The 22496-nt window shown below is 51.5% G+C and carries 23 protein-coding genes; all 23 read right to left on the minus strand.

Translation table 11 applies throughout. The features are described 5' to 3' along the window. Positions 1-59: 59 nt before the first annotated feature. The 23 genes from proS to flhA all read right to left on the minus strand — a co-directional run bounded on the left by proS (position 60) and on the right by flhA (position 22476). On the minus strand, positions 60-1508 hold the full coding sequence (gene proS / locus E2980_RS16290) for a proline--tRNA ligase (protein WP_135153239.1): 1449 nt from the start codon (positions 1506-1508) through the stop codon (positions 60-62). A 31-nt stretch (positions 1509-1539) separates the two neighbouring features. Next, positions 1540-2802 carry an RIP metalloprotease RseP gene (rseP, locus tag E2980_RS16295; RefSeq protein WP_135153240.1) on the minus strand — a complete coding sequence of 421 codons (1263 nt, stop codon included), beginning with the start codon at positions 2800-2802 and terminating at the stop codon, positions 1540-1542. A gap of 88 nt (positions 2803-2890) precedes the next feature. Further along, the gene (locus tag E2980_RS16300; RefSeq protein ID WP_135153241.1) at positions 2891-4033 is read right to left on the minus strand and encodes a 1-deoxy-D-xylulose-5-phosphate reductoisomerase; all 1143 of its coding nucleotides are present in this window, start codon (positions 4031-4033) and stop codon (positions 2891-2893) included. A gap of 41 nt (positions 4034-4074) precedes the next feature. Next, positions 4075-4866 (minus strand): phosphatidate cytidylyltransferase, encoded by a 792-nt coding sequence (locus tag E2980_RS16305; protein ID WP_135153242.1) that lies wholly within the window; start codon positions 4864-4866, stop codon positions 4075-4077. 4 nt (positions 4867-4870) lie between these two features. After that, positions 4871-5611, minus strand: coding sequence for an isoprenyl transferase (locus tag E2980_RS16310; protein ID WP_135153283.1), 741 nt, complete (start codon positions 5609-5611; stop codon positions 4871-4873). Positions 5612-5762: 151 nt separating this feature from the next. After that, positions 5763-6317 (minus strand): ribosome recycling factor, encoded by a 555-nt coding sequence (frr, locus tag E2980_RS16315; RefSeq protein ID WP_135153243.1) that lies wholly within the window; start codon positions 6315-6317, stop codon positions 5763-5765. Continuing rightward, positions 6317-7045: a UMP kinase gene (pyrH, locus tag E2980_RS16320; protein WP_135153244.1), complete on the minus strand. Its 729-nt coding sequence runs from the start codon at positions 7043-7045 to the stop codon at positions 6317-6319. The genes frr and pyrH overlap by 1 nt, the downstream gene beginning before the upstream one ends. A 71-nt stretch (positions 7046-7116) precedes the next feature. Next, complete coding sequence (gene tsf, locus E2980_RS16325) at positions 7117-7767, minus strand: translation elongation factor Ts (protein ID WP_135153245.1); 651 nt, start codon at positions 7765-7767, stop codon at positions 7117-7119. A gap of 135 nt (positions 7768-7902) precedes the next feature. Then, positions 7903-8601 (minus strand): 30S ribosomal protein S2, encoded by a 699-nt coding sequence (rpsB, locus tag E2980_RS16330; protein ID WP_120976280.1) that lies wholly within the window; start codon positions 8599-8601, stop codon positions 7903-7905. A 183-nt stretch (positions 8602-8784) separates the two neighbouring features. Further along, on the minus strand, positions 8785-9306 hold the full coding sequence (locus E2980_RS16335; protein WP_135153246.1) for a hypothetical protein: 522 nt from the start codon (positions 9304-9306) through the stop codon (positions 8785-8787). Beyond that, positions 9299-9874 (minus strand): hypothetical protein, encoded by a 576-nt coding sequence (locus tag E2980_RS16340; protein WP_135153247.1) that lies wholly within the window; start codon positions 9872-9874, stop codon positions 9299-9301. The genes E2980_RS16335 and E2980_RS16340 overlap by 8 nt, the downstream gene beginning before the upstream one ends. 35 nt (positions 9875-9909) lie before the next feature. Beyond that, a complete protein-coding gene (locus E2980_RS16345; protein ID WP_135153248.1) occupies positions 9910-10227 on the minus strand; it encodes a hypothetical protein in 318 nt (105 codons plus the stop codon). 50 nt (positions 10228-10277) lie between these two features. Then, positions 10278-11693 carry a DUF342 domain-containing protein gene (locus tag E2980_RS16350; RefSeq protein ID WP_135153249.1) on the minus strand — a complete coding sequence of 472 codons (1416 nt, stop codon included), beginning with the start codon at positions 11691-11693 and terminating at the stop codon, positions 10278-10280. Between the two features lie 18 nt (positions 11694-11711). Next, positions 11712-12500 carry a FliA/WhiG family RNA polymerase sigma factor gene (locus E2980_RS16355; RefSeq protein ID WP_135153250.1) on the minus strand — a complete coding sequence of 263 codons (789 nt, stop codon included), beginning with the start codon at positions 12498-12500 and terminating at the stop codon, positions 11712-11714. Positions 12501-12516: 16 nt separating this feature from the next. After that, on the minus strand, positions 12517-12927 hold the full coding sequence (locus E2980_RS16360) for a hypothetical protein (protein WP_135153251.1): 411 nt from the start codon (positions 12925-12927) through the stop codon (positions 12517-12519). A gap of 1 nt (position 12928) precedes the next feature. Next, the gene (locus tag E2980_RS16365) at positions 12929-13423 is read right to left on the minus strand and encodes a chemotaxis protein CheD (RefSeq protein WP_135153252.1); all 495 of its coding nucleotides are present in this window, start codon (positions 13421-13423) and stop codon (positions 12929-12931) included. After that, the gene (locus tag E2980_RS16370; RefSeq protein WP_420808655.1) at positions 13423-14007 is read right to left on the minus strand and encodes a chemotaxis protein CheC; all 585 of its coding nucleotides are present in this window, start codon (positions 14005-14007) and stop codon (positions 13423-13425) included. Before E2980_RS16370 ends, E2980_RS16365 begins: the two co-directional genes overlap by 1 nt. 37 nt (positions 14008-14044) lie before the next feature. Continuing rightward, positions 14045-14506 carry a chemotaxis protein CheW gene (locus E2980_RS16375; RefSeq protein WP_135153254.1) on the minus strand — a complete coding sequence of 154 codons (462 nt, stop codon included), beginning with the start codon at positions 14504-14506 and terminating at the stop codon, positions 14045-14047. A 28-nt stretch (positions 14507-14534) separates the two neighbouring features. Further along, positions 14535-16610 (minus strand): chemotaxis protein CheA, encoded by a 2076-nt coding sequence (locus E2980_RS16380; RefSeq protein ID WP_135153255.1) that lies wholly within the window; start codon positions 16608-16610, stop codon positions 14535-14537. A 42-nt stretch (positions 16611-16652) separates the two neighbouring features. Continuing rightward, entirely contained in the window at positions 16653-18107 is a 1455-nt protein-coding gene (locus tag E2980_RS16385) for a protein-glutamate methylesterase/protein-glutamine glutaminase (RefSeq protein WP_240703058.1), read from the minus strand. 46 nt (positions 18108-18153) lie between these two features. Further along, positions 18154-19020, minus strand: coding sequence for a MinD/ParA family protein (locus E2980_RS16395; RefSeq protein ID WP_135153256.1), 867 nt, complete (start codon positions 19018-19020; stop codon positions 18154-18156). Then, complete coding sequence (flhF, locus tag E2980_RS16400; protein WP_135153257.1) at positions 19013-20446, minus strand: flagellar biosynthesis GTPase FlhF; 1434 nt, start codon at positions 20444-20446, stop codon at positions 19013-19015. Before flhF ends, E2980_RS16395 begins: the two co-directional genes overlap by 8 nt. Then, positions 20443-22476, minus strand: a complete 2034-nt coding sequence (flhA, locus tag E2980_RS16405) for a flagellar biosynthesis protein FlhA (protein WP_135153258.1) — start codon at positions 22474-22476, stop codon at positions 20443-20445. Before flhA ends, flhF begins: the two co-directional genes overlap by 4 nt. Between the last annotated feature and the right edge of the window lie 20 nt (positions 22477-22496).

The raw sequence follows: 22496 nt of genomic DNA on the forward strand, positions 1-22496 counted from the left end.
AAAAAGCCGTAAACGGATGCGATATCCGCCTGCGGCTTTCCCTATCGAAATCTTGTTTTTTAATAGGCTCTAGCGAAAACGACGGTATGTTCGGCAGCGGCTCCGCACACAAGACAGGTCGATTTCTTCTCGGCGGGCTCGAACGGAATATTCCGGCTCGTTGCTCCCGTCTCTTCCTTCACTTGCTTCTCGCAAGCCTCCGATCCGCACCAACCCGCTAACGCGAACCCTCTCTTCTCTTCCATAGCCGCCTTGTATTCATCCAGCGTATTGACGGAGAAGAAATTCTCTTCGCGGAACGTCAGAGCGCGAGCGAACATATCGTCATGGATTTGCGCCAGCAGCGACTGAACTTCCGCCACCAAATTGTCGATCGGCACCGATTTCTTCTCGCCGCTCACGCGGGAGACGAGCACGCATTGACCGTTCTCCAGATCGCGAGGTCCCAGCTCCAAGCGGATCGGTATTCCCCGCATCTCGTATTCGTTGAACTTCCAGCCTGGAGATACGTCAGCGCGGTCGTCAACGCGAACGCGAATGCCTGCAGCCTTCAGTTGCGCGTAAAGCTCGTCCGTCTTGCCAATGACGACATCGCGCGTCTTAGGCGGCCCGATCGGGATCATGACGACCTGCGTCGCCGCTACCTTCGGCGGCAGCACGAGCCCGCGATCGTCGCCGTGAACCATGATCAAAGCGCCGATCAACCGGGTACTGACGCCCCAAGAAGTCGTATGGCAGAACTGCTGCGTGTTCTCGCGATCGAGATATTTAATGTCGAACGCGACGGCGAACTTCGTGCCGAGGTAATGGGAGGTTCCCGCTTGAACCGCGCGTCCGTCCTTCATCATCGCCTCGATGGAGAACGTATCCACCGCTCCGGCGAAACGTTCGGAAGGGGTTTTCTGCCCCTTGATTACCGGAATCGCCAATACGTTCTGAACGAAATCCGTATAGACGTCCAGCATCTGCATCGTTTCCTTGCGCGCATCCGCTTCGTCCTCGTGGGCAGTATGGCCTTCCTGCCATAGAAACTCGCTTGTCCGAAGGAACGGCAGCGTTCTTTTCTCCCAGCGCACGACGTTCGCCCATTGATTGATCAAGAGCGGCAAGTCACGGTAGGAATTGATCCACTTGGCGTACATATGGCCGAACATCGTCTCCGAAGTCGGACGGATCGCGAGCTTCTCCTCCAACTGCTCTCCTCCCGCCTCGGTGACAAACGGCAGCTCGGGATTAAAGCCTTCCACGTGCTCTTTTTCTTTATTGAAAAAGCTCTCGGGAATGAACAGCGGGAAGTAGGCGTTGCGGTGGCCCGTGTCCTTGAAGCGTTGGTCTAATTCCTTCTGCATGTTCTCCCACAGCTCATAACCGTCCGGACGAAACACGATGCAGCCGCGAACGGGCGAATAATCCATTAACTCCGCTTTCTTGATAACGTCGATATACCAACGGGAGAAATCCTCGCTCTGCGGCGTGATTTCCGTTACGAATCCTTTATCCTTCGACATAATGGTCCTCCAGCTCCAAGCATATGCTTACTTAATTTCTTACCAATCCTAAAATATCGTTATAGGTGACCACGATCATAAGCAGCATGAGCATGGCGAAACCGATTAAATGCACCATGCTTTCCCGGTTGGGATCGATCGGTTTTCCCCTTACCGCTTCCAATCCAAGGAACAGCAAGCGGCTTCCGTCGAGCGCCGGAATCGGCAACAGGTTGAATATGCCTAGATATAAGCTAAGCACTGCCGCCCATAGCGTAAGCTGGTCAATGCCCTCACGCGCGATCTCGATGCTAACTTGCGTCGTTTTTACGGGTCCACCCAGGTCATCCAGCTTGAATTCTCCGAATATCAGCTTCCTGAAGCCTTCGAAAATGCGTTTTGTCATCTCGACCATCGAATTGCCCGCGAATTTTAACGTTTCGCCAGCGGTAGGACTTCTCATTTCCCCGGCCGGATAGATTCCGATCTTCCCTGTTTCGGCGTCGGGCGTTATTTTAAGAGGAACTTCCTCTCCGTCCCGGTCGACGACCCAGTTCATGGGCTTGCCGGCAGACGCGTTGATCTGCGCGACGAACTTTTCTACGTCTCCGCCGATCGACTCGCCATTAACGGATTTCACCCAGTCACCGCCGCGCAGACCGGATTGTTCCGCCGGCGTATCCGGCAGAACCTTCGAAATAAATACTTTAGACGAATTTTCCAGCGGAACTCCCTGAATAAGCAAGAACGTGGCGAATAAGACGAAAGCCAGCAAGAAGTTCATTACGGGTCCGGCAAATATGGCTAACGCCCGCTTGCTAACAGGTTTATGTCCGAATTGTCGATCGAGAGGCGCGATCTGCGTTTCCCGCCCTCTTGCAATGATTAAAGCTTGAGGATGCATGGAATATCTTTCGATCTCTCCATCAACGTCCAGCTTGATATAGAGGTCTTTTTCCAGGTCAAGGGCTTTCACTTCTCCGCGCATGACGCCGGAGCGCTCGTCCAAACGATCCAGATACAAGCGAGTGACCAAATCGTCCTTCACGCGGACGGCTAACGTCTGCCCGGGCTGTACCTCGACGATCTCCGGATCCTCTCCGGCCATTCGTACGAATCCGCCGATGGGCAATAAGCGCAGCGTGTACCTTGTTTCCCCGCGTTTGATGGAAAACAGCTTAGGCCCGAATCCGATCGCGAACTCGCGGACCAAGATACCCGCCCTGCGAGCGAAATAATAATGACCCCATTCGTGCAGCGATACCAATAAGAAGAACATAAGCACGATCAACAACGCGATCTGTATATTTTCCATCATTTCAACCCCTTCGTACCGCGGCAAACGGCTGTCCTTAGATTAACATTATTCTCCGAGCCGTTACAAGAGAATACAACCTTGCGTTTTACTGCTTCGCCGATGCTTCTAGGCGTGCCCACGCATCCGTCTCCAGAATAACTTCCAGACTTGGAGAGGCTGCAACCGTATGACGCGAGAGAACTTTCTCGATGATTTCCTCGATGGCTAGGAACGAAATTTCTCCCCGCAGGAACCGCGCGACGGCGATTTCGTTGGCCGCGCTGAATACCGTGGGGGAAGTCCCGCCCGCACGTCCTGCCTCGTACGCCATTCGCATGCAGGGATAGCGTTCGAAATCCATCGGTTTGAAATGCAGCGTTCCCTGCTTAAGCAGATCAAGGGGAGACGCCGGGGAAGCTTTGCGCTCCGGAAAGGTAAGCGCATATTGAATCGGCACGCGCATATCGGGATTGCCGAGCTGCGCCATGACGCTCGTATCGACGAACTCCACCATCGAGTGAACGATGCTCTCCGGATGAAGGACGACGTCGATCCGATCGTAAGGCAAATCAAATAGCCAGTGTGCTTCGATAACCTCCAAGCCCTTGTTAACCATGGTCGCCGAATCGATCGTGATTTTCGCGCCCATACTCCAGTTCGGATGCTTCAGCGCGTCCTCAACGGTAACGTTCTGCAGTTGATCCCTGCCGAGATTGCGGAAGCTGCCACCGGAGGCCGTTATCATAAGCCTTTTAACCGCTTTGCCGCTTTCGCCGTTAAGACACTGGAAGATAGCGGAATGCTCGCTATCGACGGGGAGGATGGATATCCCCTTTCGTCTTGCCCTGTCCATAACAAGATGTCCCGCGGTTACTAAGGATTCCTTATTGGCAAGTCCGATATCCGCACCCGCTTCGATGGCGGCTAGCGTGGATTTAAGTCCCAAGCTGCCAACCAACGCGCACACTACGTAGTCCGCTCCGGAATGTCCCGCGATTTCCGTCAAACCCGCTTCCCCGGAGACGACTCGAACTCCCGCCGGCAACTCAGCGCGAAGTTGATCCGCTAACGCTTCATTCGCGGCGGAAACCCATTGCGGCTGAAACTTTCTAGCCTGCTCCAGAAGCAAGGAAACGTTGTTTCCCGCGGCCAAGCCCACAACCTGGAAGTCTTCCGGTTGACGGGAGATGACATCGAGCGTTTGGGTTCCGATGGATCCCGTACTCCCGAGCACCGCTATTTTCTTCATAAGAGAACCTCCGTCAACGCTTTATGTATAAGTCATTCAATCTATAAGGTCAGAAGCCCAAGTAAATGAATCAAAGGAAATACGATAAGCCAGCTGTCCGTTCGGTCCAGCACTCCGCCGTGGCCCGGCAGCAATTGTCCGGAATCCTTCACTCCCCGGAATCGCTTGTACGCGGATTGAACGAGATCCCCTAGCTGACCGGCAACGGCGGCAGTTAAGCCGATAAGCGCAGCTTGACCATAACCAAGCCAATCCGGGTTGCAGAAGGCGAAGATCAGTCCCGCGATTACCGCGATAGCCAAACCGCCAAGCGCGCCCTCGATCGTTTTGTTAGGGCTGATAGCTGGCCAGAGCTTCGTCCTGCCTATCGCCTTCCCGACGAAATAAGCGCCGGCGTCCGAAGCCCAGATACAAGCGAACACAAGGGCAGACCAGAATATGCCATGATCAAGATCTCTCGTAAGCGCCATAAAGTGAAATCCCGTGCCGACGTATACCGCTCCTAGAAACATTACGCTGACGTGCTCTAACTGTATACGGTTTTTGCTGAACACGGTTCCGCATAACAGGGCGAACATCAGAACCCACGTTACCGTCGTGAAGGAGGGCAGATCCCAATCAAACGGCATCCTGGGAAGCGCAATCAATAGAACGGCCGCGAATCCGATCAGCACGTCCAACCGATTCCAGGCTTGTCCGTTTAATCTCGCATATTCCCAATACCCGATAAGTGCCAACAGCAACAGAAGGCCGGTATAATACCAGCCTCCCGCAACCAGCAGGCCGAGGAACGCCGCTCCCGCGACAACTCCGGTTACAATCCGCTGACCCATTCCGTCAAAGACCCCCGTAACGGCGCGCACGCCGTTGATATTCGCGAATCGCGTCGTATAAGTGCTCTTCGCTGAACTCCGGCCAATACACGTCGGTAAACCAGAATTCGCTATAAGCCAGTTGCCATAACATAAAATTGCTCAATCGCAGCTCGCCGCTGGTCCGGATTAGCAAATCCGGGTCAGGAAGTCCGCACGAAAGCAACCATTTCTCAAAATCGGACTCTTCGATCTTATCGGGATCCAACTCTCCGGCTACTGCTTGCCGGGCTAATTGCTTCGCTGCTTCTACCATTTCCAGGCGACTTCCGTAATTCAACGCTAAATTAAGGATAAGACCCGTATTATGCCGCGTTTGCCGAACGGCTTCCTCCACGGCTGCCACCGTATGATCCGGCAGCAAATCCCGATTGCCCATCATTTTTACCTGTACGTTATTTTCAATAAGCTCTCCAAGCTCCAAAGACAAAAATTCCTGCGGCAATTTCATCAGGAATTCCACCTCCGCTTTGGGTCGCTTCCAATTTTCCGTGGAGAAAGCATACAAAGTCAGCACTTTGACGCCGATGCCATCGGCAGCCTTCGTTATTCTTTTGACGGCTTTCATCCCGTTATGATGCCCGGCGATGCGAGGAAGCCCTCTCGCCTTTGCCCAGCGGCCGTTCCCGTCCATGATGATGGCCACGTGTTCCGGGATATTATCTCCCGACGGGATTTCCTCCGATTTCACTTGCGATTGCTGCATCTCGTTTTCCGTCAACACCCCGAACCGCAGCTTACGGAGCCATTTGCTGAACAAACCCATGGTCCTTCCCCCTAATAGCGGACAATGCTCGCCCGCTAGCTAACCAAAAGAGAATAAACCCCACCTTTCGGAGGGGCCTTGCGAACTCGAATCAAACTTCCATGATTTCTTTTTCTTTGGCGACCAGGATTTTGTCCACTTCGGCGACAAAACGGTCGGTTATCTTCTGAACGTCATCTTGATGACGACGGGATTCGTCCTCCGAAATCTCGCCCTTTTCTTTTTTCTTGATCTCGTCGTTGGCATCGCGACGAATGTTGCGAATAGCCACCTTGGCTTCTTCGCCGAATTTCTTCGTCGATTTCGCCAGATCCGCGCGACGTTCTTCCGTAAGCGGCGGAATGTTCAGGCGAATAATCGAGCCGTCGTTAGCAGGAGTCAGCCCGAGATCCGATTTCTGGATCGCTTTCTCGATGGCGGACAAAGCTGTTTTGTCCCAAGGCGTGATAATGATGGTACGGGAATCGGGCGTGTTAACGGAGCCCATCTGGTTAACCTGCGTAGGCGTACCGTAATAATCCGCTTGAATCCGATCCAGCATGGCAGCCGAAGCGCGGCCCGCCCTTAAGGTTTGCAGGTCGCGTTTCAACGCGCCCAACGCTTTCTCCATACGCTCTTCCGCGTCTTTCTTGATTCCCTGCGGCATTAGTCGATACTCCCCTTCACTATGGTACCGATTTTCTCGCCCATTACGGCACGCTTAATATTCCCTTTCTCGGTAATCGCGAACACGAGGAGCGGAATATTGTTGTCCATGCAAAGCGAGGAAGCGGTTGAATCCATAACGCCTAAGTTTTTATTCAATACATCCATGTAGGTCAGTTGCTCGTATTTCACGGCGGTGTCATCCTTGAACGGATCGGCGCTATAGACGCCATCCACCTTGTTCTTCGCCATCAGGATAACTTCCGCCTCGATCTCGGCCGCTCTAAGCGCAGCGGTCGTATCGGTGGAGAAGAACGGGTTGCCCGTTCCCGCCGCGAAAATGACGACGCGTCCCTTCTCGAGATGACGGATCGCGCGGCGGCGAATGTACGGTTCCGCGATTTGCTGCATGGCGATCGACGTCTGCACCCGGCTAGGAACATCCATCTGCTCCAATGCGTCTTGCAACGCGAGAGAGTTCATCACCGTTGCCAGCATGCCCATGTAATCCGCCGTCGCGCGGTCGATTCCCTTCTGACTGCCTGCGATTCCGCGCCAGATATTGCCTCCGCCGCAGACGATCGCCACTTCTACTCCGAGCAAAATGACTTCTTTGACTTGCTCCGCAATCGACAAGATGGTCGTCGCGTCGATGCCGTAGCCGTTCGGACCGGATAACGACTCGCCGCTCACCTTTAATACCACACGTTTATAAACGGGACGCTCCAACGTTTTGTACCTCCATCATGTCTTGAGTTTAAAAAATAGGGAACACACTGTGCCCCCTAATTTCGTTATTATTAATGTTTGACCTGAGCCATAACTTCTTCTACGAAGTTGTCTACTTTTTTCTCCAAGCCTTCGCCTAGCTCGAAACGAGCAAATCTGCGGATGGAGATTTTTTCGCCGATAGCTGCAATTTTTTCGTTAAGCAGCGTCGTGATCGTTTTGTCCGGATCTTTAACGAACGCTTGCTCCAAGAGACAGTTTTCTTCGTAGTATTTATTCATGCGGCCTTCAACCATTTTATCGACGATTTTCTCCGGTTTGCCTTCGTTAAGAGCTTGGTTGCGGAGAATTTCTTTCTCTTTGTCCAGCTCGGCTTGAGATACTTCTTCGCGAGCCAGGTATTTCGGGTTAGCTGCCGCGATTTGCATAGCGATGTCTTTGCAGAACGCGCGGAATTGATCCGTTTTGCCTACGAAATCCGTTTCGCAGTTGATTTCAACAAGAACGCCGATACGTCCGCCGGCGTGAATGTAGGATTCTACTACGCCTTCGGTGGCGATACGATCGCCTTTCTTAGCTGCCGCAGCTAGGCCTTTCTCGCGAAGAAGCTCGCCTGCTTTCGTCAAATCGCCGTTCGCTTCCTCTAATGCTTTCTTACAATCCAACATACCTGCTCCGGTTCTCTCACGGAGAGATTTAACGTCTGCTGCATTTACTGCCACGTGGATTCCTCCTAAGTATTGGCTCCCTTAAACTTGATTCTATAAGGGATGCTCATCTATTTTTTGAAAAAAAGGGCGGTGAGAAGGTTCTCTTCTGACCACCCTTTGATTGTGTCCTTATGAATGCCTTGGCTATTAAGCCGTTGTTTCTTCGCCTTGGCGGGATTCTACGATCGCGTCTGCCATCTTAGCCGTCAACAGCTTAACGGCACGGATTGCATCGTCGTTACCTGGGATAACGTAGTCGATTTCGTCCGGATCGCAGTTCGTATCAACGATTCCTACGATTGGAATGCCTAGCTTGCGAGCTTCGGCAACGGCGATACGCTCTTTACGAGGATCGATGATGAACAAAGCGTCCGGCAATTTGCGCATATTTTTAATGCCGCCGAGGAATTTCTCGAGGCGCTCTTTCTCTTTGCGGAGAATGATAACTTCTTTCTTGGGCAGCACTTCGAACGTGCCGTCTTGTTCCCATTTGTCCAATTGGTGCAAACGGTCCGTACGCTTCTGGATCGTGGAGAAGTTCGTCAACGTACCACCCAACCAGCGTTGGTTGATGTAGTATTGGCCGCTGCGCTCAGCTTCTTCCTTAACGGAATCTTGAGCTTGCTTCTTCGTTCCTACGAACAGCATCGTTCCGCCGTTCTCTCCGAGCTGACGCACGAAATTGTAAGCCTCGTCAACCTTTTTAACCGTTTTCTGCAAATCGATAATGTAAATGCCGTTACGTTCAGTAAAGATGTACTTATCCATTTTCGGGTTCCAACGACGTGTTTGGTGACCGAAATGTACCCCTGCTTCGAGCAGTTGTTTCATGGAAATGACTGCCATCTTCCTGCACCTCCTAGTGGTTTTTGGTGAATCTCCGCCGCATTTCGCTTCTTTCGCCAAAACTCTTCTCGTTTCACACGAGAAAAGCACCGTCAGCGAAATTGAAATGCGTGTGTTTTTTACACCGAAAAATAATATACCATATCGCTAACCTTCGCGCAATGGTAGATCATCAATATATCGCTATTTCTCGCGAGTGAGCTCTTGCATAATCGCTTTATAAGTCGGCTTGCCAGTAAACGTTGATTTTCCAACGCTCATTTTTTTGGCAATCGAACTCGCTACATAGATGAAGTCTTCGGCATCTTCGATGACGCCTAACATCTTCAGCTCATCCGCCACTTCCGTGAGGGTCATTCCATAAGTCACGTTCAATGTCGCCGTCTTAGGTTCGGGATCCTTGGAAGGCTCTGGTGGTTTAAGGGCGGAATTCGTTTCCTTGTTGCCTTCGGATTCGCCCTGCGTCTTCGGAGCTTCGTCTTGCAGGGCGGCCGAGACCGCACTCTCGACCTTCGCGGCCAATTGTTCTTCCGTTAGCAGCACTAAGTCCGCCTTCTCTGCCTCATCTTTCAATTGCTCCCGAGTGATCGGTTCCTCGGCCACCATGACGGCCTGTTCCTGGGCAAGCTGTATTAACTGCAGCATGGAAGCTCCGATAATCAGCCCGATTCCTAATCCCATCAACCAACTCCGATATTTACGCATGCTGCTGTTCCTCCCGACGCACGAGCTGCAAGATGAGTTGCACCTCGCCCTTGTTCATGCCCATCGCTTTGGCGATCTGTTCTACCGATCTGCCTTTATCATGCATCTCCAGCAGCTCAGGATATCTTCCGCGAATGGTGGTCGGCGGGACATCTATTTCCCCTGCGACGAGATCATTCCCCATCTCCGCTGCCTCGGTCTCCAGCGAAACTGCCACATAGGGCAATGGACTTTGAGAAAGAGCTTCTACGGCTGGAGCTTGAAGCCCCGATTGTATCTCTGTTGGAACGCTGACCGAGACCGCCTGCTCCGTCCACATTTTCATCTGTTGTTCCATATCGACGATGCGCCGCCCTAATTTGTCGACGGTCTCGTCCTGCTCCCGCTTAAACTTGGCAACCGCATCGAACAGTTCGCGATTTTCCGTTTCCAGATCCTCAAGCAACTGAGTGTATGCCGCCTCGCTCTCGAATTCCTTTTCCTTGTCTCGGGCGTTCGTCTTGGGCATCAACCATGCATACCCGGTGATCGCTACGCCTAACAATACAACGGCTAACCAAGGACTCACCTTTATTCCCCTCTCTACTGCCTCTTACTTCTACGTCATCCCATGAAATCGATATGCTTCCCTTTGTACGGGTGCTCCGAGACCTTGCTTTCATCCGGAGCTTGTTCATGGGATCGTTTATTGGAAGAAGATGATTGCTTGTTGCGATTGCGAGGTTGCCGCTCCGAGATCGTTCCGTTCGAGGTCGATTCCATCTTCGCGCTGCGCTTGGCTTGCTGCTCCGCGTTCTTAACGACCTGTTGTCCCAGCAAAGACTGCTCGGTGGCCGAACGCTGCTGCTGTTGATGCTGCAGAGGAGACATCTCTAACGTGCGGGGCAAAGAAGCTTGCAAATCGATCGACTTGTAACTCAAAGCGATTCACCTCGATGGTTTAAAATGAAGAGAGGCTCCTTCACCTAGAATCAGTTGAAAGGAACCATGACGATGTCTCCGTCCGAGAAACGGAGGGAAACTCTTTGGGAACCGTCTTTAACGAATCGGGTATACCTGCCGATGACGATTTTCGTTCCGCCCCAGAGAGTATGTACCGCGTCGACTCGCGCCGTCGTGGCATCTTCGAGCGTTTTCTCGATCTCGAGCACGCGCTCTTTGGCGGCAGCGAGTTCCTCTAAGGTTTGGCGTTTCGTCGCGGTAACCTTTATCCTTAGCGCAAGCTTGTCAGGGGACAATTGGCCAATGGAGGCCATCTGGTCAAGCATAACGAGCGCTTTCTCGGACTTGTCCATGTTATCGGCTAGCTGGCGCATGGTCGTTCTTAATTCGCCCAGCTCTTGACGAAGCTCCGGTCGCACGCCAACCTCGATCACCGTTGCCGTCGACATGGAATTTCCGATCATTCTCGCGGTGACGCGGTCTCCGGCCTGTACGGTACCTCCCACGATAAGACCTTTAGCTCCAATGCATTTAACCGTTTTTCCCGCGCGTACGTTCGAATGCATGATGCTCTGGGAAACCAGAACATCCTCGCCCGCAATGACGTTCCCCTCCTGGATAAAGGAACAACGAATATTACGGCCGGATTTTACATATCCTTTGTTGCTTCCGATAATGCCGCCGGAAATCTCGATCGAGCCGTCGGACTCCACTTCCGCTCCTTCTATCCCGCCGGTTACTCGAATGTCTCCCGACGCTTTCACCCGGAAACCGGTTAGAATATTCCCTCTGATCACGACGGTGCCTACGAAATCGATGTTACCGATATTATAATCTACATCCCCGTTAACCTCGTAAACGGGGAATACGTTCAGCTTATCTTTATCGGTTCTCGTTACGAGTCCGTCAATGGCGGCGTACATGGCGATTTGCTCGGGATTGACGACCACGTTCTTGCCGACCTTGAAATGAGCCTCTTTCCCTTCCCGCGGAGGGATTTCGTCTCCCGTCACGCCTTTGCCCGGGGCACCGGGCTGAGGAGGCACTCTTTCCGCGATCAACTGGCCTGCTTTCACGTTAGCCAGTTGCTTAACTTCTTTATAATCCACGCTTCCGTCTTCTTTTTCCGTCGGCCGCTTATTATCTTCGCTAGACTCGTCGTATAGGACGTTAACGAAACCATCCACTCCCGGCTTAGGCGGAGTTCCCACGGCGACTACATTTTGCGTAAAGAAAAAATCCTGCGGCTTCTGAGCGATTAAATACAGGGTGTCCGACTGTAAGCCATACTTAATCCCTTGAGAGGATAAATACTGCTCTAATTGACGTGAATTAAACTTAAGATCATCTTCAACGCGTTTGAAAACCAAGTAAGCCTGCATCTTATCTTCGGAAATCGTTACCTGCAGACATTCCTCCAATGGCATTGATCCATTGTCAGGCATTATTTCGCGCCTCCTTCATTATCCATTCTGAAGCAGCTGTTCCTTTTGTTTGGCAAGAGCTCCCCTGAGCCTCAATATCGCTTTAGAGTGCAACTGCGATATCCGCGAAGGCGACAAGCACATTACTTCCGCAATTTCGCTCAAAGACAGATCCTCATAGTAAAACAATGAAACGACGGTGCGTTCTTTTTCCGTTAATTTCTCTATTCCGTATTTCAAGGAGTCCTTCAGGTAGGTTTCATGTACCTTCGATTCCGGACTCACCGCTTTATCGTCCACCAAGAGGGACATTCTCGTTTCGGACTCTTCCTCCCGGATGGGATCTTCCAGGGAAAATACCGCCGCTACCGCGACTTCTTGAAGCATTTGTTGAAAGTCTTTTTCGCTAATATTTAAATAGGCGCATATCTCGTCATCCGAAGCAGAACGTAAATTCCTCTGTTCCAGTATCGCATAAGCGTCCTCCATTTTTTTCGCTTTGTCGCGAACTGACCGCGGTACCCAATCTCCTTGCCGAAGACCATCGATGATAGCGCCTCGAATTCTCCAAGAGGCATAGGTTTCGAATTGGAGCCCCCGTCGATAGTCGAACTTCTCGATAGCATCGATCAAGCCCATGGCCCCATTGCTCGCCAGATCGTCTTTCGTTACGTTCTTCGGTAAGCCAACCGCCATTCGACTGGACACGTAATCCACGAGTGGCAAATAGTGCTCGATCAGAAGCTTTCTCGCATCCGGATCCTCGTCCTCTTTCCAGCGCTGCCATAAATCTTGATGGGATAACCGGGAACGTGTTTGATCGACCATTTTAGCCTCACCATCCTTATTCGTCCGTCAGACGACGTATCGCCTGAACCACTTCCTCCGGATTGGGATTGTCAAGCGACACCAATCGCTTGGGCGTGAGCGGCTGGAAGCCTTTAACCGGCTCTCCCTTGCCGTCCGCCCACTGTTCCTTCATCATCTCCGACAAGGAATCGTCATCGGGAGTCGTAATATCTAGCACTGCGCCGCGTTCATTCTCCGTAGACTCGATTGAATCAGGCTTCTTCGCCGGATTTAGGATCTGGCCCAATACGATTCTTACGACCAATGCTAAAGCAGCAAATACGATAAATGCATACAAACTGCGCATAAAAGTCGTTCCTAGAGGATTGTTCGACAGCGAGAACATAAAGGTCAATAATGCGCCGAACCCGCCGAATCCGACATTTAAGCGCCAGGAACCTACCATCTTAAATCTCCTTTACTCCGAACTGCACGCTTCGTATGCTGAACACTCCGGTTTGACTGCTCAATTCCACCGTTCGTCCATAATTGCCTCCGGTATCTTCGGATACTAGAGGGATCGAGAAGTATTCCAACGCTTGCTTCGTCGCTTCCACGTTTCGTGGACCAATACGCATCGTATCAGCCGCGCCCACTAAAGCGAACATTTGCGCTCCTCCCGCCATTTTCGCGATTAGCCGTCCGGTTACCGCCCCCTTGCTTGTCATACGCCGCAGGAGCTCCGGAACGGCAGTGTCCGCGTATTTGGCGATGTTCAACTGACCTTCGCGGGCAATATCGGATGAAGGGAGCATAATATGCGCCATCCCGCCGATCCGAAGAATAGGGTCGAATAGAGTAAGGCCTACGCAGGACCCCAAGCCGGTCGTTCTGAGCATCGCCCCTCCTTCGGCAATGTTTAAATCAGCCATCCCTACCTTGATAAGGGTGCCTTCCGTCATTAGAGCGGCACTCCCAACGCACGGAAAAGTTTGTCGAACGACTCGGGGTCGGGTATGAGGAAGAAGTGTCCTTCCGCTTCTTGATGACCCTCAAGAAAAGTCGTATCGATAAGCAAAGCATCATCGCCCATCGTGCCGAATTGGAGTAAACCGTAACTTAAAATCGCGCCTGCCATGTCCACCGCAAGAGAAGGAACCGTCGGGGACATATGCAGTCCCGTAAAATCAGCCAAAGAGGATAAGTAAGAGCCTGCCAGGATATTTCCGATTTCGTTAAGTGCCGATAGCTCCAATTCGCTGTAGTTATCGTTCTCGGCGGCATTAAAGCCCAGTAACCCTTGCAAGATACGTCGAGCTGGTTCCTTGTTAATGATGAAGAACATGTTGCCGGGAGCATCGCCTTCAACGCGAAGGAAGATGGCAATAACGACGGCTTCCGTTCCTCCGACCCGCTCGGCAATCGCTTCGAACGGCAGCAGGCTTACGGTCGGAACCGCCATATCTACCGGTTTATTAAGCAAGGTCGACAATGCGGTCGCCGCGTTGCCTGCGCCGATGTTTCCGACTTCCCTGAGTACGTCCATCTTGAAATCCGCGTCATTCTTGAAGAGATTCACCGACTTATTCCCCAAACTGTTCTAATTGAATAATTTCGTTGCGGCTGAGCACTTCTACCAAATTCAATAGAATCAATAGACGGCTATCGCCGATCTTAGCTACCCCGCTGATGTACTTGGCTTTGATTCCTCCAAGCACTTCCGGCGGATTCTCGATAGCATCGCTCATCACGTCCATAACGTCGTTCGCGGAATCTACGATGAAGCCAACCTCCAGATCGTTCGCCGCTACGATAATGATCCGGGAATTCTCCGTGATCTCCGTCTCGGCAAGCCCAAAACGACCGCGTAAATCGATGACCGGAATAACGATTCCTCTAAGATTGATAACGCCTTTAACGAATGCAGGGGTTTTCGGAACTCTCGTAATCGGAACCATCCGCTCGATCGTGCGAACTTTGTCTACCTCGATACCGTACTCTTCATGCGCTAACGTAAAGACAATGACTTTCAATTCCTCTGCCATGGAATAAATCCTCCCTTGAGTCCGGTTTTTACTTAATAAGTGCGTTTGGATCTACGATTAATGCAACTTGGCCGTCTCCTAGTATCGTTGCCCCGGAGACGACGTCTAGGCTGCCGGCTAAGTATTTGCCTAACGGTTTCAATACGATCTCGCTCTGTCCGATAAATTCGTCAACCAATATAGCGGCAAGCTTGTCCCCTTTGCGGACGACCAGCATTTCCGTTTCCGCCTCTTCGTCATCGCGATAATCCGGCGACTGTACCAGAGCAGCCAACGAAACGACCGGAATGATAGATTGACGATAATCGATTATGCGATTTCCATGCAACGTACGTATTTCCGATCTCTTGACGGATCCTGTTTCTACGATTGAAGATAGCGGAAACGCATATTTCTCGGAGCCAAGCTTGATGAGCATAGCGGCAATGATCGATAGCGTGAGAGGCAATTGAATCGAAAATTTAGTTCCCGCCCCCAAAGTCGAGTGAACGGCAACATGACCGCCCAGCGAGGATATTTTCGATTTGACCACGTCGAGCCCGACGCCCCTGCCGGAAATATCGGATACTTTGTCCGCGGTACTGAAGCCAGCCGCGAATATGAGCATGTTGACTTCGTCGTCGGTGAGGTTCTTCGCCTCCTCGTCTGTGATTACGCCACGCTTGATAGCCGTCTCCAACACCTTCGGACGATTGATTCCCTTACCGTCCTCTTCGATCTCGATGAAGACGTGATTACCGCTATGGAAAGCCCTTAGATGAACCGTTCCGACTTCTGGCTTGCCGAGCTTGACTCGTTCCGTGATCGACTCGATGCCATGATCGACCGCATTACGGATAAGATGAACGAGCGGGTCGCCGATTTCATCGATAACGGTGCGATCCAGTTCCGTCTCTGCTCCGACGATTACCAGATCAACCTTCTTATCCAACGACTTCGCTAAATCCCGGACCATCCTTGGAAACCGGTTAAAGACGCTTTCCACGGGAACCATCCGCAGCTTAAGAACGATATTCTGGAGGTCCGCGCTGACTCGGGCCATATGCTCGACCGTTTCCGTCAAGTCATTGCGCCTAACCTCGGATGCAAGCTGCTCCAATCGAACTCGATCGATTAACAATTCGCTAAAGAGATTCATCAACGAATCGAGACGCTCGATATCGACGCGAATCGTGCGGGGCGCGGCATTGCCAGCGTTCGTCGCTGCTGGCCGGGTTGCATTGCTATCCGCTGCGGAAACTAAGGAAACGGGTGGAGGTGTAGAAATGGCTACAGTGGCCGCGGACTCCTTAATCGCCGCTTCAACGGCTTTCTCCGCCTCGCCTTGGGAGCGTCCCAATTCTTCAAGCGATGCACGATCAACGGCATTTAATATGGCTGATTCGATCTCGGATACTCGCGAGATTTGGTCGCGAAGCAAACCTTCCTCGGCTTGAGTAATGTAATAGACCGAGAAACTGCGATCGAACTGCTCTTGCTCGATCTCTTGAACGGAAGGATAAGCTTTGACCACTTCGCCGTTTCTTTCCAGCACGTCGAATACCATGTATGCACGGGCGGCCTTAAGCAAACAATCCTCCCGTACCTTGACTTCAATGTAATACGCATTATGGCCGCTTTCCAAGGATTGGCTAAGGATGGACAATTGATATTGATCCAACACTAACGAAGCGGATAATCCAGCCGCCGGAACCGTCGCTTTCACGACACCGCTGCCGTTGACATCCCCCTTGACGATCGCTTTTAACCGCTCTACTAAATCCGCGACATCGCCTTTGCCCGTTCCGCCATTGATAATATCTTGAACCATGGCTTCAAGAGCATCCAAGCATTTGAATAACGTGTCGAAAATCTGGCCATTCATGCTAAGCTTGCTGTTACGAACGAGATCCAGTACATTTTCCATTTCATGCGTCAAAGCCGCGAGATCTTCAAATCCCATCGTCGCCGACATTCCCTTCAGCGTATGCGCGGAACGGAAGATAATTTGCACGATGCCGATATCCTCCGGCTGTTGCTCCAGCCGAAGCATATTTTCGTTCAGAGATTGCAAGTGATCGTTAGACTCATCGATAAAGATGGACATATATTGATTCATTTCCACGTGCCGGACACCTCCTTGTTGGCTGAACTTCCATAATCTAAATTAGGATTTTCGGGTTTTCACTTCCTGTATTAGAACAGGGGCGATGGCTTGAAGCGGGAGCTGATGGGAAACGGCGCCTAACTCTACGGCGGAGCGCGGCATGCCGTATACGACGCAGGTTTGCTCAGCTTCCGCTATCGTCGTTGAAGCACCATCCGTTTGCAGTGCCTTCATTCCCTTTGCCCCGTCGCTGCCCATCCCAGTCATAAGCACGGCATGCCTTTTTAGTTGCTGGTGCCCGATTAAGGATTCGAACAATACATCAACGGATGGCATATGGCCGGCCCTTGGACCTTCCTCCGACAATCTGATGCGGTATTTGCCGGTTGCATCCTTCGCTAGCGACATATGCTTGCCGCCGGGGGCGATATAAGCCGTCGCCGTTTCTACTGCCTCGCCATCAACCGCTTCCCGGACGTGGATGCTGCAAAAGTTATCTAGTCTTTGCGCCAGCGAGTGCGTAAATTTAGGCGGCATATGCTGGACGACCAGGATGGGTGCCGGGAAATCCGACGGTATGCCGGTAAGGACTTCGTGAAGAGCGCGCGGCCCCCCCGTTGAAGTACCTATTGCCACTAAGTGAGTAAAGTTGGTAGTGACTTTTGGAGCAACTGCAGAAGCAGCAGGAGGAATAGCTTGAGCCGGTTTCTCCATATTTACCGTCGCTTTAGGCGTTTTCTTAGTTGAGGTTTCATGATTCGCGACCGCCGGAGAAGGCTTTAACTCTTGCCTCTGTACAATCTCTTTACCGAGCTTCGGCTCTATCGCATTAACTTTCGGTAGTCCGTTGTTAGAAACCGGCTGCGATGATGACCCGGTTCGCGGTATACGTTTGTCCATCAGCCCATCAGGCGCGCGCTGTATCCCTTCCGGATTCTTCTTTGCTCTCTCGGATTCGGAAGGAGGTCTGGTCCCATCCGTCGACAGCTTGCGTAAGGTCGCTTCGGCACGACGGATCGGCTCGGGTTTCTCCGACGGAGTCGGAGGAGGAGATGGAACGACGACTTCCGCTTTTTCCTCCACGGCCGGCAGCATTCGCAACGAGCCGCTGCTCATCGTTTCCAATGCAATATGTAATTTTTCTAAAAGCTGCTCTCCGACTTGACGGATATCATGCTTAACGGCACCGTCCGGCTTACGAATAAAGTCGACCGCTCCGCATTGAAGAGCTTTAATGGTATCCCTTGTCCCGTTATCCGTTACCGCAGAGAGCATGATTACCGGAGTAGGCTGAACGGCCATTATTCGTTGCAAGGCTTCGATCCCATTCCAATGCGGCATTTCCAGATCCATGGTAATAATGTCCGGCTTAAGCTTGATCGCCAAGTCCACGGCTTCTTTGCCATTAGAAGCCGTTGCCAATACATTAAATGCAGCGTCGGCATCGATCACATCGCTGAACACCTTGCGCATAAAAGGGGAATCATCAACGATCAGCACTTTATATTCCGGCATTTTGGCGACCCTCCCCCGTTAGTCTAGTTGTTATATTGTTTTCGCTCTAACTCCACAGCTTTTTTATTCGTTGCAAGAAACTCGATACTCCGCCGACCGGGGTTGACCCCCGATCTTCCAATAGGAAACGGGACGTGATCCGATCGATCCCCCGAGTCGCATCGCTATTAGGGAACGCTATAGATAAAGGGGTTTGGCGTTTTACCGCTTTCGATACGCTGGAATCGTCTGGAATGTAACCAAGTACCGGAATTTCCAACCCCAAATATTTGCTAGCTACTTGACGGATATTATCCGCCGTTTGATTTCCTTCGCGTTCATCGGTAACGCGGTTCACGACGAGCCTGAAGGAAATTTGGTGCCCCATCGACTTCAACATCTTGATGAGGGCGTAAGCATCCGTAATGGACGTCGGCTCCGGAGTCGTCACTACGATGGTCTCTTCGGCAGCCGTAATGAATCGAACCGTTTCTTTGGATAACCCGGCACCGGTATCAAACAGAATAAAATCTACATGGCCGTGCAGCTTGCCAATTTGTTCGGAGAAATACTCCAGCTCTTGTTCGCTTAGACGGACCAAATCCTGAAATCCGGAACCGCCCGCGATAAATTGCAAGCCACCCGGTCCGACCTGTATAATCTCCCAAATCGTCTTCTCTCCCTTAAGTAGATGCATCAGATTGTATTTGGCCGGGGTACCCAACAATACGTCGATGTTCGCAAAGCTAATGTCCGCATCGAACACCAGCACGCTATACCCCCGACTTTGCAATGCCATGGCGAAATTAAGGCTGAAATTGGATTTTCCTACCCCGCCTTTACCGCTAGTCACGGTAATCACCCTTGTCGTCCGAGCGGAGCCCAAATCCTTAGAATGAACCAAATGCCGAAGCGCTTGCGCTTGATCAATCATCGGTTCGATCCCCCAGTATTCTTGTGACCAAGTCCTCCGGATCGAAAGGTTTAATATCGTCCGGAACCGCTTGTCCGCAGGTTATGTAGGAAATTCGGAAATCGAACTCCTTAACCAGATTGATCACGGCTCCGAAGGAATCCGTCTCGTCGAATTTGGTTAGCAAGAGCTGATTGACGCCGTATTTCGCGAATTGAGATGCAACCATCTTCATATCGCCGTATTTATGAGTCATGCTTAAGACTAAAATCGTTTCCGTTTGTTCGCCGGGAGCGAGCAGACTGTTCACTTCGGATACGAATAACTCATTGCGGTAATTGCGTCCCGCGGTATCCATGAACAATAAATCGTGATCGCTAAGCTTTTTATATGCTCGCGTTAACTCGCTTGGAGAAAACACGACTTCAAGCGGTACGTTTAAGATATCGGCATAAGTTCTTAGTTGATCCACTGCCGCGATTCGGTAGGTATCCGCCGTGATGAATCCTACGTTTCGTCGGTGGCTGAACGATTGATCGGCGGCTAGCTTGGCAATCGTGGTCGTCTTGCCAACCCCGGTCGGTCCTACGAAATGAACGACGCGAGTCGAAGTGTCGATACCGTCTCCCTTGGCGTTTCTTAGCCAGGAAAGAAGGACGGCCCGAGCGGCTTCATAAGAGGAATCTTCCGGATTATCGATTCCTTCGGCTATAAGCTGATTAACCGCTTCCGCGAATTGCTCCACGTATGAAGGCTCCACCCCTTGTTCCGCAAGACGTTTACTCCATTTCATGACGGCTTCAGGCATGCTGCGGAAAGTTTGCTGCTTCGCCATCTTGGTCATCATTTCTTTCATGGAACGCAATTCCAGGAGCAAAGCAGATGTTTCCTCTGCCGATTCCTTGTTCTCCCTAGCCTCCAGCGTCTGCACCGCTACCGCTAATGCGGCGGTTTTCGCTGAATAAGGCGTTTGTTCACTATACGATTCTTGTACGGAGTTCCCTCGATCCTGCAGTTCTTTCACTGCTTGTTCGAATCCGGATTGAAAGCTGCCCGGTTTGACCAAGTTGATCTGAGCCGAATCAGAATCGTATTCCGGAGCTGACGGTACCGGCTTCCTGCCGCTATCCGCGAACGGCGGTTGGGAGTACCTCTCCCTTATTGCGTTTGATGGCAATAAGGGAGAGGATACAGTCTGATCATTTACTAAAGGCAAAACCGGATTTCTCTCAATCGGTTTAGAAGAAAAAGGCGCGCGAGCAGGCGGTTTCTTGGTTTGTTCGTCAATGGCAGCGATGACTTCCATACGCTTTTTGCGAAACATACCAAGAAATCCGCCTATGCGGATTTCTTTCGTATTCAGAATAACGGCATCCGAGCCAAGCTCGCTGCGGATCATTTGCACCGCTTCCGGCAAATCGTCGACGACATATCGTTTTACCTTCATGCACTCACCACCCCAACGCTCTGCACTTCAATGCTTGGCTCCAATTCACTGTAGGAAATGACCGGTATGTCCTGCAGGCTTCTCTCAAGCAACTGGCGCAAGTACATACGAATCGTCGGGGACGTAAGAATAATTGGCTGCTGCCCCGATTGAACAAGCCGATTCACTTGTTCGGTTAACCTCTGATAAATAGCTTGGGAAGATGCAGGATCCATTGCCAAATAACTACCCTGGTCTGATTGCTGTACGGCTTCAGCGATCTTCTTCTCCACCGCGGGACTAACCGTTATGACTTTAAGCGGTTCTGACGTACTGGCATATTGCTGCGTAATTTGCCTCGACAAGCTTTGCCGTACGTATTCCGTTAGTACTTCAGGATCTTTGGTGAATTTCCCGTAATCCGCCAGCGTCTCGAAGATCGTGACCAAATCCCGGATCGAAATTTTCTCCTTCAATAGCTTGGACAATACCTTCTGAACGTCTCCGACGCTAAGAATGGATGGAATAAGCTCTTCAACCAAGGCAGGATAGGTTTCTTTGACGCTTTCGATCAGAGCTTTGGTCTCTTGACGGCCGATAAGCTCATGCGCGTACTTCTTGATGACCTCGGTCAAGTGCGTTGCGACGACGGAAGGAGGATCAACGACCGTATAACCGGCCATCTCCGCGCGTTCTTTCGTTGCTTCATCGATCCATAAGGCCGGCAATCCGAACGCTGGTTCCTGGGTTTCGATACCCGTCACGGAATCATCGTCGAACCCCGGGCTCATGGCTAAATAGTGATGTATCAATAGTTCGCCACGAGCCACCATATTTCCTTTCATTTTTATGACGTATTCGTTCGGTTTTAGTTGAATATTGTCGCGAATTCGAATAACGGGGACGATTAAGCCCATTTCAAGGGCGCATTGCCGTCGAATCATGATTATTCTGTCGAGTAAATCTCCGCCCTGTTGAGTATCAGCCAGCGGTATTAGCCCATAACCGAACTCGAATTCGATAGGATCTACCTGCAACAAACTGATGACGCTCTCCGGACTCCGTACTTCTTCGATATGCTTCTCTTCTACTAGAAGCTCTTCTTCTTGCTGCTTGCGGTTCAAATTCGACTGCAGGCGGTAACCCGCAATAGCCAAAATGATTGCGTATGGAAGCGTGCTGAGAAGAGGAATCGGCGTCGCTAATCCTAGTAAAGCAACCGTACCCGCAACGATGTACAACAATTTCGGATAACGCAGCAATTGCTTGCTCAAGTCGTCCGCCATATTGCCATCGGAAGCGGCCCTCGTCACGATAATACCTGCTGCCGTACTGATCAGCAGCGCCGGAATTTGGCTGACGAGCCCGTCACCGATCGTGAGGATGGAATATCTCTCGAGAGACTCCATCGCAGACATGCCATGGATAGCCATTCCGATGATAAAACCGGCGATGAGATTGATGAGAACGATGATGATGGAGGCGATCGCGTCTCCCTTGACGAATTTACTCGCTCCGTCCATGGCGCCGTAGAAATCCGCTTCTTTCTCGATTTTCTCGCGGCGTTCTCTTGCCTGTTGCTCGTTAATCAATCCCGCGTTCAAATCCGCGTCGATGCTCATTTGTTTACCGGGCATTGCGTCGAGAGTAAACCGCGCGCCAACCTCGGCGACGCGTTCGGAGCCCTTGGTGATGACGATAAACTGAACGACGACAAGAATGAGGAAGACGACGAACCCGATTGCGATCTGTCCTCCGGCAACGAATCTTCCGAAGGTCTCGACGACGTGTCCAGCATCCGCTTTAGACAATACAAGACGGGTCGTGGACACGTTAAGCGCCAATCGGAATATCGTGGTTAAGAGCAATATGGTCGGGAAAATGGAAAAGTGCAGCGCATCCTGAGTATTCATGGCGATGAGCAATATCATTATGGCTATGGAAATGTTAAGGATAAGTAGAATGTCCAGCAGTCCTGCGGGAATTGGAACGACCATCATCAGGACGATGCCGATGACGCCTATGAGTATGCTTAAGTCCCGAATTTTCATGACGCGTTCCTCCCCATGCG

Origin of the sequence: Cohnella luojiensis (assembly GCF_004564235.1) — a bacterium.
Lineage (GTDB): Bacteria > Bacillota > Bacilli > Paenibacillales > Paenibacillaceae > Cohnella > Cohnella luojiensis.